At 67.3% G+C, this 11,263-nt stretch carries 14 protein-coding genes; 5 read left to right on the top strand and 9 right to left on the bottom strand.

What is annotated here, in order from left to right; genetic code table 11:
• Window positions 1-14 precede the first annotated feature (14 nt).
• Both ATE62_RS05750 and ATE62_RS05745 read right to left on the bottom strand, forming a co-directional pair.
• Window positions 15-764 carry an alpha/beta fold hydrolase gene (locus ATE62_RS05750; protein ID WP_058808705.1) on the bottom strand — a complete coding sequence of 250 codons (750 nt, stop codon included), beginning with the start codon at window positions 762-764 and terminating at the stop codon, window positions 15-17.
• Window positions 761-1,408: a 2-hydroxychromene-2-carboxylate isomerase gene (locus ATE62_RS05745; RefSeq protein WP_058808704.1), complete on the bottom strand. Its 648-nt coding sequence runs from the start codon at window positions 1,406-1,408 to the stop codon at window positions 761-763. Before ATE62_RS05745 ends, ATE62_RS05750 begins: the two co-directional genes overlap by 4 nt.
• A gap of 108 nt (window positions 1,409-1,516) precedes the next feature.
• On the opposite strand from ATE62_RS05745, the gene ATE62_RS05740 reads away from it, so the two are divergent.
• The 5 genes from ATE62_RS05740 to ATE62_RS05720 all read left to right on the top strand — a co-directional run bounded on the left by ATE62_RS05740 (window position 1,517) and on the right by ATE62_RS05720 (window position 6,272).
• A complete protein-coding gene (locus tag ATE62_RS05740; RefSeq protein ID WP_058808703.1) occupies window positions 1,517-1,963 on the top strand; it encodes a MarR family winged helix-turn-helix transcriptional regulator in 447 nt (148 codons plus the stop codon).
• Entirely contained in the window at window positions 1,963-3,081 is a 1,119-nt protein-coding gene (locus tag ATE62_RS05735) for an HlyD family secretion protein (protein WP_082662626.1), read from the top strand. The genes ATE62_RS05740 and ATE62_RS05735 overlap by 1 nt, the downstream gene beginning before the upstream one ends.
• Window positions 3,082-3,272: 191 nt before the next feature.
• Entirely contained in the window at window positions 3,273-4,865 is a 1,593-nt protein-coding gene (locus ATE62_RS05730) for an MDR family MFS transporter (RefSeq protein ID WP_058808702.1), read from the top strand.
• Window positions 4,866-4,868: 3 nt separating this feature from the next.
• Window positions 4,869-5,294, top strand: coding sequence for a DUF5990 family protein (locus ATE62_RS05725; RefSeq protein ID WP_058808701.1), 426 nt, complete (start codon window positions 4,869-4,871; stop codon window positions 5,292-5,294).
• 300 nt (window positions 5,295-5,594) lie between these two features.
• Entirely contained in the window at window positions 5,595-6,272 is a 678-nt protein-coding gene (locus ATE62_RS05720; RefSeq protein ID WP_058808700.1) for a helix-turn-helix domain-containing protein, read from the top strand.
• A 28-nt stretch (window positions 6,273-6,300) separates the two neighbouring features.
• Here the strand turns inward: ATE62_RS05720 and ATE62_RS05715 are convergent, their stop codons facing one another.
• The 7 genes from ATE62_RS05715 to trmD all read right to left on the bottom strand — a co-directional run bounded on the left by ATE62_RS05715 (window position 6,301) and on the right by trmD (window position 11,253).
• Window positions 6,301-6,909: a hypothetical protein gene (locus tag ATE62_RS05715; protein WP_058808699.1), complete on the bottom strand. Its 609-nt coding sequence runs from the start codon at window positions 6,907-6,909 to the stop codon at window positions 6,301-6,303.
• Window positions 6,906-7,520: a DUF2238 domain-containing protein gene (locus tag ATE62_RS05710; RefSeq protein WP_231736131.1), complete on the bottom strand. Its 615-nt coding sequence runs from the start codon at window positions 7,518-7,520 to the stop codon at window positions 6,906-6,908. Before ATE62_RS05710 ends, ATE62_RS05715 begins: the two co-directional genes overlap by 4 nt.
• Window positions 7,517-8,293 (bottom strand): dimethylarginine dimethylaminohydrolase family protein, encoded by a 777-nt coding sequence (locus ATE62_RS05705; RefSeq protein ID WP_058808698.1) that lies wholly within the window; start codon window positions 8,291-8,293, stop codon window positions 7,517-7,519. Before ATE62_RS05705 ends, ATE62_RS05710 begins: the two co-directional genes overlap by 4 nt.
• Before the next feature lie 60 nt (window positions 8,294-8,353).
• Window positions 8,354-9,379, bottom strand: coding sequence for an aspartate-semialdehyde dehydrogenase (locus tag ATE62_RS05700; RefSeq protein ID WP_058808733.1), 1,026 nt, complete (start codon window positions 9,377-9,379; stop codon window positions 8,354-8,356).
• 37 nt (window positions 9,380-9,416) lie between these two features.
• A complete protein-coding gene (locus ATE62_RS05695) occupies window positions 9,417-10,034 on the bottom strand; it encodes a DUF1287 domain-containing protein (RefSeq protein ID WP_082662625.1) in 618 nt (205 codons plus the stop codon).
• Window positions 10,035-10,132: 98 nt separating this feature from the next.
• Window positions 10,133-10,510 carry a 50S ribosomal protein L19 gene (gene rplS / locus ATE62_RS05690; protein ID WP_058808697.1) on the bottom strand — a complete coding sequence of 126 codons (378 nt, stop codon included), beginning with the start codon at window positions 10,508-10,510 and terminating at the stop codon, window positions 10,133-10,135.
• A gap of 5 nt (window positions 10,511-10,515) precedes the next feature.
• Entirely contained in the window at window positions 10,516-11,253 is a 738-nt protein-coding gene (trmD, locus tag ATE62_RS05685) for a tRNA (guanosine(37)-N1)-methyltransferase TrmD (protein ID WP_058808696.1), read from the bottom strand.
• Window positions 11,254-11,263 lie beyond the last annotated feature (10 nt).

Genomic DNA, 11,263 nt, shown 5'->3' with positions numbered 1-11,263 from the left:
GCCCGCGGACAGGGTCAAGCCGCGAGGAAAGCCGCCATCGCGTCGCCCATTTCGGGCTGGGTCACGCTCGACATGTGCGTGCCGGGGATCGTCACCAGCCGTGCGTCGGAGAGCGCCGCGGCGAGTTCGGGGGCCGAGCCATTGTCCTGGTCCTGCTCGCCGCAGACGAGCAAGGTCGGCATGGTAATCGCGGCGAGCATCTCGGGCGCGGTGTCGGTGAAACTGTCGAGGAGGTGCCCCGCGGCGATGCGATCGACCTTCATCGTCTTCATGAACTGGATCGACAGCCAAGTGTCGTCGCCGCGCTTCGCGCTTTCATATTCGGCGATCACGCGCTTGAAGAAGGCGCCGCGCTTTTGCCAGCCGGCGAGGCCGGCGAGCCCCATGCCGCCGAGGATCAGCCGCCGCGGCCGCATGCCCGCGACGACCGCGCGCACGCTGGTCCGCGCGCCGAGCGAGAAGCCGCCGAGGTCGAAATCGTCGAGGCCATAATGCGCGACCAGATCTTCGAGATCGTGGACGAGTATGTCGGGCGGGTAGAATTCTTCCTCGTGCGGTGCTTCGCTCGACCCGTGGATGCGGAGGTCGGGCATGATCACGCGAAAGCCCGCTCCGGCGATCTTCGCCGCGGTGCCGAACTTGATCCAGTTGACCTCGGCGCTCGAAAAGAGCCCGTGGAGCAACACGACGGGACGGCCGGTGCCCAGTTCGCGCACGGCGAGGCGCACGCCGTCGCGCGCTTCGAAAAAAACGGGGTCGGTCATCGCGGCAACAGGCCCTTCTGCTCCATGCGCCAGCGCGCCATGTCGATGCGGTCCTGCCCGAAGAAGGGCTCGCCGTCGAAGACGAGCGTCGGCACGCCCCAATGACCGGCGATTTCGAGCGCGACCTGATTGGCGGCGATCTCGGTGTCGAGCGCCTCGGCGTCGCGCTCCGCCTCGGCGTCGAGTTCGGCGAGGTCGAGCCCGGCGCGCTTGGCGGCGCCCGCGAGATGGTCGCCGAGGTGCCAGTCGACCGCGCCGCCCCAGATGAGCTGCGCCGCCTCATGCGCGAAGGCGAGGCTCTTGCCGCGGCGTGAGGCGGCCTGGCCGATGCGCGTCAGGCGATAGATATATGGCTGCTCGGCGGCGATCTCGCGCGTCATGATGTCCTGCACGATCGGGTCGGGGCGCGGCGGGCCGAAGGGGATGCCGTGGAACTGCGCGACGCGGATCATGTCGCGCATCGTATAGCTCAGCCAGTTGGGGTGGTTGCGCTCGAAAAAGTCGGGCTGGCGGATCGCGAGCGGATAGACCGGGCGCAGGTTGATGGCGAGGTCGTGGCTCGCGGCGAGCGCGCGGTAGCGGGCGATCGCAAGATAGGAATAAGGCGAGCGGAACGACCAGAAGAGGTCGGCGGTGAGGGTCATGATCGCACCTTAGCGGCGGCGGGCGATTTGTCGATGTTGCGGAAGCTGGCGACAGTGCCGCGCAGCATGATCTTGCATATAGTAGCAATTGCTATTATATCGCATGCCATGAGTGAGACCATCGGCTTCCTGCTGAACGACACCGCGCGGATGTTTCGCCGCGATTTCAACGCGCGCACCAAGGACAGCGGCATCACCGCGCTGCAGTCGCGCGTGCTCACCTATCTGGCGCGCTACCCCGGAATAAGGCAGGGCCCGCTCGCCGAACTGATCGAGGTCGAGCCGATCACGCTGTCGCGGATGATCGACCGGCTGGAGGAAAGCGCGCTCGTCGAGCGCCGCGCCGACCCCACCGACCGCCGCGCGTGGCAGCTGTACCTGACGACGCAGGCCGAACCCCTGCTCGATCACCTTCGCCAGACCGCGAAGGCCGCGGTCGCCGAAGCCACCGAAGGGATGAGCGAGGCCGAGCGCGAAACGCTCGCCGCGCTGGTCGAGCGCGTGCGCGCCAACCTCTCCCGCCGCGAATGCCAAAAAGAAAAAGAGACGATCTGATGGCCCAGCTCTCCGCCACCGCTCCCGCCAAGGCCGAAGAGGCCAAGCCGCCCAAGGCCGATCCCGTGCCGCCGCCGCAGCCCGCCGCGGCGACCGATGCCGCGACGAAACCGACGTGGCGCACGCGCCTGCTGATGTTCGGCCTGCCCGCCATGCTCATCGCGGGCGGCGCGGGCTGGTGGCTGACCAGCGGCGGGTCGGTGTCGACCGACAATGCCTATGTCCAGATGGACAAGGTCTCGATCGCCGCCGAAGTCGGCGGGCGGATCACCGAGGTCGCGGTCAAGGACGGGCAGGACGTCACCCCGGGGCAATTATTGTTCCGCATCGACGGCGAGCCCTACCGTCTGAATGTCGCACAGGCGACCGCGGCGATCGATGCGGCCGAGGTCGAGGTCGGCAATCTGTCAGCGAGCGCCAACACCAGCGCGGTCGATATCGCCGCGGCGCGCGAGGATGTGAAATTCGCCGAAGTGACCTTCGGGCGGCAGGCCGCGCTGATGGAAAAGGGCTTCACCACCAAGGCCGCCTATGACGCCGCGCGCCACGCAGTGAGTCAGGCGCGCGAGCGCGTGCGCCAAGCCGAAGCAGCCGCCGCCGAGGCGCGCGTCAAGCTCGCCGCGGGCCCGTCGAGCGGAATCAACCCGCAGGTCGAGGCGGCGCGCGTCCAGCGCGCGCAGGCGCAGGTGAATTTGGGCCGCACCGAGGTGCGCGCGCCGAGCGCGGGGCGCGTCGCGCAGTCGGACCGGCTGCAGATCGGCCAGATGATGGTCGCTGGGCTGCCCGCGGTGACATTGGTCGACACCGCGCATCCGTGGGTCGAGGCCAATTTCAAGGAAACCGACCTCGCCGACATGCGCGTCGGCCAGCGCGCCGAAATCAGCTTCGACGCCTATCCGGGGCTGAAGATCCGCGGCCATGTGCTGACGATCGGCGCGGGCACGGGCAGCGAATTTTCGGTGCTCCCCGCGCAGAACGCGACCGGCAACTGGGTCAAGGTGACGCAGCGCGTGCCGGTCAAGATCGCCTTCGACGAAAAACCGTCGCGCGAGATGATCGCCGGGCTGTCGGCCGATGTACGGGTGCTCACCGGCAGCGGGGCGGTGGCGGGGAAGTAGGGCGTGGGTGCGCCGTCTCTCACCCGCCCTCTCCCCTTCAGGGGAGAGGATAGCGAAGCTTGCTCCGCAGGAGCTAGCGCAGCTTGGAGAGGGGCAAGCAGCTTCCCTCCCCCTCTCCAACTCCGGCTAGCGAGCAAGCTCGCAAGCCTGCATATCCTCTCCCCTGAAGGGAAGAGGGCAAAGGCGCGCTGATGGCCAGCCGTTCCCTCCCCCGGCGCTCGCCCGCCGCGGCGCTGCCCGCCGACGACTCCATCCCCCTCCACGAGCGCGTACGCTATCGCGGGCTGCTGATGGTCGCGGTGATGGGCGCGTCGATCATGCAGATTCTCGACACCACCATCGCCAATGTCGCGATCCCGCACATGCAATCGGCGCTGGGCGCGACGAGCGAGACCGTGACCTGGGTGCTCACCAGCTATATCCTCGCGAGCGCCATCGCGATGCCGATCACCGGCTGGCTCGCCGACCGCATCGGGCGGCGCGAATTGTTCCTCGCCGCGATCGCGGGCTTCATCGTCACCTCGATGGCGTGCGGCGCGGCGCAGTCGCTCGAGCAGATGGTCGCCTTTCGCTTCCTGCAGGGGATCAGCGCCGCCTTCATCGGGCCGCTGTCGCAGTCGGTGATGCTCGACATCAACCCGCCCGACAAACAGGCGCGCGCGATGTCGATCTGGGGCATGGGGATCATGATCGGGCCGATCCTGGGCCCGGTGCTCGGCGGCTGGCTGACCGAGAGCGTCAACTGGCGCTGGGTCTTCTACGTCAACCTGCCCGTCGGGCTGCTGACTCTGGCGATGATGTGGGCGCTGCTGCCCGCGACGCGCACCAGCGACCGCAAGTTCGACCTCTTCGGTTTCTCGATGCTCGCGCTGGGGCTCGCCGCGCTGCAATTGATGCTCGACCGCGGCGCGCACCAGGACTGGTTCGACAGCATCGAGATCTGGATCGAATGCGGCGTCGCGATCGCGTGCCTGTGGATGTTCGCGGTGCATCTGTTCACGTCGAAGCGCGACACTTTGTTCAACCGCAAGATGCTCGCCGACCGCAACCTCGTCACCGCGATGGGTTTCATGATCGTGATCGGCGTCGTGATGTTCGCGTCGATGGCGCTGCTGCCGCCGATGCTGCAGAACCTTTTCGGCTGGCCGGTGATCGACACCGGCGTCGTGCTCGCGGTGCGCGGGATCGGCATCCTTGCGAGCATGTGGTTCGCGGGGCAGATGCTGGGCCGGATCGACGCGCGCTGGATGGTCGGTTCCGGCCTGCTCATCGCTGCGCTGTCGCTGTGGCAGATGAGCCACTGGTCGCTCGAAATGGGAATGCAGCCGGTGATCATCAGCGGGGTCGTCCAGGGGCTGGGCATGGGGCTGATCTTCATCCCGCTCAACACCATGGCCTTTGCGACCATCCCCCCGCAATATCGCACCGACGGGTCGAGCCTGCTCAATCTGCTGCGCAGCATCGGCGCGTCGGTCGGGATTTCGACGGTCACCACCCTGCTCGGCGCGAATATCCAGACGAGCCACGAGGATCTGGTCGCGCATGTCACCAACAGCTCGACGAGCCTGCTCGACCCGTCGACCGCCGACCGTTTCGGCATCGCGGGCGACGCCGCGATGGCGATGGTCAATGCCGAGATCAACCGCCAGGCGGCGATGGTCGCCTATATCGACGATTTCTGGTTGATGATGTGGGTGACGCTGGCGTCGGTGCCGCTGGTGCTGCTGCTGCGCCCGCCGAAGCCGGGGACCGAAAAGGCGTCGGCGGCGGACATGGGGCATTAGAATATGGTGCGCGTCGAGCAGCACGAGGTCGCGATGCGGATCGTCATTGAGCGGCCGGTCGCGGGGGTGCGCCACAGCCTGCAGGACAAGGACGGCGGGCCGCTGGACGCCAAGGCGTCGGTGGCGGGTGAGCCGCTGGTCTTCGATTTTACGATCCGCGTCGGGCCTGGGCCGAAGTTCTTCGGCGACCAGGTGCGGCGCGAGGGGCCCGAGCGGCGCTTCGTCTATATCCGCATCGGCGACCTCGCGGGCGACCCCGGCTCGCCGTGGAGCCGGCGGATGAAGATCGACATCCACGATATCGGACAGGAGTTGCTCGAGGCGGCGGCAAAGGGTGGCGGGCGGATTGCGTTGTCGGTGAACGGCACGGGCAAGGATGGCACGCCGGCGTGCGCAACGGTGGCGGTGACGGGACGGCGGCTGGTGTAGGGAACGGATGGCGGCTTTGGGATGGGAAGCTGCCGCTGCCCTGTTCAAAGTTCAGGAAAGTTCAGCCCTATGCGCTCCCCAACAGGACCTCGGCAACTGCTTCTGTCGACCGAGGGAAAGAGCCAGAATCGACGCTTGCATAGCCGGATAATGTAGGAAAGCCTTTTTTGAAGACGGCGGCGTTTTTGGGATGGGGGACTGCAACTCACGCCCGATACCGGTCGCCAACAGTTGGGCCGCAACGCCCATCTTTCACCCCACGCTAACCAATCATTAACCGGCCGACTCCATCAAACTGGCATGGCTATTTCCGGATATTTTCTGCCCTCGGCCCCCGGCGCCGACCGGCGTCAGGGCGGACGCCGCAAGCTCAGCCTGCTCGCCAAGGGCGCGCGGCACGACGGCAAGGGCATCGACGTCCAGATCCACAATATCTCGGGCACCGGCCTGCTCTTCGAAAGCGACATCAAGCTGGCGGCGGGCGACCGGATCGAGATCGAGCTGCCGCATGCCGGCGACATCACCGCGGTGGTGATCTGGGCGAGCGGGCGGCATTTCGGCTGCCAGTTCGAGGGTCCGGTATCGCGCGCGACGCTGAGCGCGGTCGAGCTCAAGAGCGCGACCGAGGCGCTCGCGGCCCCCGAAGCGACCGAAGAAGCGGCCGCGGGCCCCGCGGCCGACGAGGCGTTCGGCGAGCGGCTGCTGCGGCTGCGCACCAAGGCCGGGATCGACCGCGCCGACGTCGCCAAGCGCATGAACGTCAGCGCGGCGTCGGTACTCGGCTGGGAAAGAGGCCGCGTGCGGCCCAAGCGCAGCCGGATGGCGGCGCTCGCGAAGATATTGGGCGTGCCCGCGGCCGAACTGCTGGGCGAGGCGGCAGCGGACGAGGTGGCGGCGGTGATCGACCGCAGCCGCAAGGAGATCGCGCGCGCGGTCGGGGTGAGCGCCGACAAGGTGCGGATCATCGTCGAATATTAGGGGTGGCCGGGGCGGCTTGTCTTTCCCCTCAGCGGAAGAAGCAATTCACCCCCGCGAACAGCGCGTCGATCTTCGCATCGTCGCCGGGCGCGGCGAACATGCCGCCGACGCTATCCTCGCCCTCGCCGATGCTGAATTCCTCGCCCAGGGTGCTGTCCTCGGCCATCACGATCGTGGCCGAGCCGGCCGCCTTGGCGCGCGGGGTGCCGACCGCGATGCCGCTCATCGTCGAATATTGGTCCGCGCCGGGCTCGTTGCCGAGGAACCAGCCGGCGAATTTGCCGTCCTGGAAATTGAGCGTCATCGCGTCGTAGCGGGTGAAGTCCATCGGCCCCGCGCCGCATTCCGCGTTGCTGCTGCGGTCGCTCTCCTTGCCCATCACGCGCGCCAGCGCCTCCTCGGCCTGGGCGCGCGGGACGCCGAAGGCGAGCAGGCTGGTCTTGCCGGTCGCCTTGTCGACGAAGCGCAGCCCCTCGCCGTCGAGGCCGATCGCGGTGGTCGCCGCGGCGGGACCGTCGGCCTTGGCTTCGGGGACCGGGAGCGCGGCGGGTTCCTTCTCCGCGGGCGCGCTGTCGGCGGCGAGCTTGCACGCGGCGAGCAGGCCGATCAGGGCGAGGGAAGTAAAGTGGCGCATCATCGGCTCCTGCGAAGGACGGGGAGCAGCAATATCGCACCCAGAGCGGCGAGCGCCATATCCTTTTGCGCGTCCCAGATGTCGCCCTGTTGCCCGTTGTAGCGGTCAGCGGTCTCGCCCGCCGCGACGATAGTGAGCAGCCATTCGAAAATCTCGTAGAGGCACGAAATGGCGAGCACCCAGGCGAGCACGGTCAGCGCGGCGCCGCGCGGGCTGAGCCCGCCCCGGCGGCGCGCGATCTCGGCGACGGGGACCACCGACAAGGCGCCAAAGGCGAAATGGACGAGGCGATCGTAGTGGTTGCGGCTCCAGCCCATCGCATCGGAGAGGGTCGTACCGCCGAGCGCGCGCGCCCAGTCGTCATAGGGGACATTGCTGTAGGCGTAGCGGCCGCCCAATGTGTGGAGCGCGAGGAACGCCACGATGCACGCGAGCGACGCGGTCGAGAGCGGCCAGCGGCGGAGCACCCAGGGCGACACGAACAGGAACAGCAGCGTCGGGATATGCTGGAGCAGCGCGATTTCGGGATAGGGCTGTGCGACCTGGGCGGCGAGGAGCAGCGCGGCGAGCAGGCCGAGCAGGACTTTCTGCGCGCGCGGGAGGGCGGCGATCACCAGCGCAGCGACATGCAGCTGAGCCCCGCGTCGATGCGCGCGATCTCGATCGTGGGAAGCGGGCGGATCGCGAGGCCGCGCGCTTCGAGCAGCGCGTGGGTCGCGGTCCAGCGGTCGCCGACGAGGATCGTGTCGTTGATGCGCAGCAGGTTCGCGGCCTCCTCTTCGCCGGCGGGCGTCACGACGATTTCGAGCCCGGCGAACTCGGGACAGCCGGCGAGCGCGGGGACGGCGAAGATCGTCTCTGCGTCGATCAGCCCGCAACCGGTCTTGAAATGGAGGACGCCGGGCGGCGTGTCGGCGATCTCGGCGCGGTGGCCGAGGACAGCGAGGAGACCGGCGAGTTGCTCCGCGCCCGCGCGGTCGGTGCGCGCCGAGAGGCCGATGATCACGCGGTCGGCAAGGCGTAGCACGTCGCCGCCATCGACATGGCCGGCGGGGAGTTCGAGGACCCGCTCGTGGTGCGCGGCAAGCGCTTCGCGAACATGTTCGACCTCGCCCGCGCGCGTCGCGGCGCCGGGGCGGAGCAGGATCGCGCCCTCGGGGAAAGTGAGCGCGACATCCTCGACGAAGAGAGCGTCGGGGAAGGCGTCGAGCGGCGGGAGGATGGTGAGGTCGAGGCCGAGGGCGCGGAGCGTCGCGGCATAGGCGTCATGCTCAGCGGCGAGGCCGGCGAGGTCGGGATCGGGGCCGCCGTCGGCGCGGATGCCCTTGACCGCGGATGGCGCGGGGGTGCGGAGGATAGCGTGAGTGAAACGATAGGGGGCGGTCATGCCCCCATCCCTACCCGTTCGCATCCCGAAGTCGAGATGCGAACGGGCGAGAGTGCGGGCTCAGCCCTTCTTCAGATGCCGGCGCCCCAGCAGTTCGGCAATCTGCACCGCGTTGAGCGCCGCGCCCTTGCGGAGGTTGTCGCTGACGCACCAGAGGTTGAGGCCGTTATCGACCGTCGGATCGTCACGAACGCGGCTGACAAAGGTCGCGAAGTCGCCGACGCATTCGACGGGGGTGATGTAGCCGCCGTCCTCGCGCTTGTCGTGGAGCACCACGCCCGGCGCTTCGCGCAGGATGCGCTGCGCGTCCTCGGCCGACAGCTCGTCCTCCATCTCGATGTTGATCGCTTCCGAATGGCCGACGAACACCGGCACGCGGACGCAGGTCGCGGTGACCTTGATCTTGGGATCGAGGATCTTCTTGGTCTCGACGACCATCTTCCATTCCTCCTTGGTCGAGCCGTCGTCGAGGAATTTGTCGATGTGCGGGATGACGTTGAAGGCGATCTGCTTGGTGAACTTCTGCACATCCTTTTCGTCGCCGACGAAGATCTGGCGCGTCTGGTTCCACAGTTCGTCCATGCCCGCCTTGCCCGCGCCCGACACCGACTGATAGGTCGAGACGACGACGCGCTTGATCGTCGCGGCATCGTGGAGCGGCTTGAGCGCGACGACCATCTGCGCGGTCGAGCAGTTCGGGTTCGCGATGATGTTGCGCTTGGTATAACCGTCGATCGCGTCGGGGTTCACCTCGGGCACGATCAGCGGCACGTCGGGGTCCATGCGATAGAGCGACGAGTTGTCGATCACGACGCAGCCCGCCGCCGCGGCTTTCGGCGCGTGGATCGCGGTCGCGTCGCTGCCGATCGCGAAGATCGCCATGTCCCAGCCGGCCCAGTCGAAATTCTCGATATTCTGGCACTTCACCGTCTTGCCGGTGTCGCCGATCTCGATCTCGTCGCCCTGGCTGCGCGACGAGGCGACCGCCGCGATCTCGTCATAGGGGAATTCGCGTTCGGCGAGGATGGCGAGCACTTCGCGCCCGACATTGCCCGTCGCGCCGGCGACAACGATACGATAACCCATCATTCACTCCTCAGTGTAGAACTTGGTTGAAACCTGATCAGACTTTCCAGCGGAAATGGCCGGTCAGCGGGTGGTCGAAGAGCGCGTCTTCCTCGCGCGCGCCGCGGCCGATATTGTGGATCACAAGCGGGCGTCCCGCTGCCGTAGTTCGGTCGGACACGATGCCGGTGTGCGGGAAACGCCCGCCGGTCATCGAGGTGAAGATATCGCCTGGCCGCCAGTCGGCGGGGTCGCTCGACACGGGCACCCGCGCGCGCTGGCGCGTCCAATAGGTCGCGAGGTTCGGCACGCGGCGATGGTCGATGTTGCGGTCGGGACGGCGGAGGCCCCAGTTCCTGGGATAAGCGCCGAAATCGCCCTTCATGTCGGCGTTTACAAGCGCCTGGAGATCGATGCCGAGCGCGTCGCGATAGGCGCGGATGAGGACGTCGGTGCACACCCCCTTGGCGCGGTCGACGTCGCCGCCCGGGAAAGCGAGGGTGCTGTACGCGGGATCATAGGCAAGCGTGACGCCGACCTGCCGCCGCGCCGCCGCGACCAGCCGCTCGGCGGTGGTCGCCGCCGCGGCCCGTCCCGCGAGCCCGAACGCCCCAAAGCACAGCCCCGCGCCGAGGACGGCGCGCCGGGAAGGCTGAAAGGACGCGGACTGCTGCATGATTTTGCTTTGCCCAAATGAAAAACGACCGGTTTCGCGCTTTGGCGGAACCGGTCGTTTTGGAAAGCTGTTTCGGCTTTGTGGAGGAGTAGCTCTCCTTAGCCTTCGCCGGCTTCCGACCGGTAATCGCGGCGCTCCGCAATACGCGCCGATTTACCAGTGCGGCCACGAAGATAATAAAGCTTCGCACGACGCACGGCACCCTTGCGGATCACGGTAATGCTGTCGATGTTGGGCGAATAGAGCGGGAAAACGCGCTCGACGCCTTCGCCGAACGACATCTTGCGCACGGTGAAGTTCGAGCCCATGCCCTTGTTCGAGCGTGCGATGCACACGCCTTCGAAATTCTGCACGCGGGTGCGTTCGCCTTCGACGACCTTCACACCGACCTTCAGCGTGTCGCCGGGACGGAATTCGGGGATGGTCTTGCCGGCCTTGGCAATTTCTTCGGCTTCGATCGTCTGGATGAGGTTCATGTCCTCTAGTCCTTCTTCTTTTGCCGCGCGCCAGAGGCAGGTCGGTCCCGAGCGCCCTCATGGCGCTCCCAAAGGTCCGGCCTGCGTAACCGTGTGATGTCCTCCGCCTGTCGTTTCCGCCAGGCGGCGATCTTCGCATGATCCCCCGATCGCAGCACTTCGGGGATCGTGCGCCCTTCCCATGTCACAGGTCGGGTATAGTGCGGATATTCGAGCAAACCATTCTCGAACGATTCGTCGTCTCCGCTTGAAGCCGCGCCCATTACGCCGGGAATCAACCGAATGCAAGCGTCGAGGAGCATCAGCGCGCCCATCTCGCCGCCCGACAATATGATGTCACCCATCGACATCTGTTCGATCGGCCGCGCGTCGAAGATGCGCTCGTCGAAACCCTCGAAGCGCCCGCAGAGGATGATCGCCCCCGGACCGGCGGCCAGCAGGCGTACGCGCGCCTGCGTTACCGGCGCCCCGCGCGGGGTCATCGCGAGGATCGGCAGCTCGGGATTCGCCGCGACCGCATGGTCGAGCGCGGCCGCCAATATGTCGGCCTTGAGCACCATTCCCGCCCCGCCGCCCGCAGGCGTATCGTCGACGGTACGATGCCTGTCGGTCGCGAAATCGCGGATCTGCACCGGCGCGCACGACCAGACCCCGGCTTCCAGGGCGCGGCCTGCCATGCTGTGCCCCAGCGGGCCGGGGAACATGTCGGGATAGAGGGTCAGCGGGACGGCGGCGAAAGACATAAAGCCCCAT

Origin of the sequence: Sphingopyxis sp. HIX (assembly GCF_001468285.1) — a bacterium.
Classification (GTDB): Bacteria; Pseudomonadota; Alphaproteobacteria; order Sphingomonadales; family Sphingomonadaceae; genus Sphingopyxis.
This window is presented reverse-complemented; position numbering and strand designations above follow the sequence as displayed.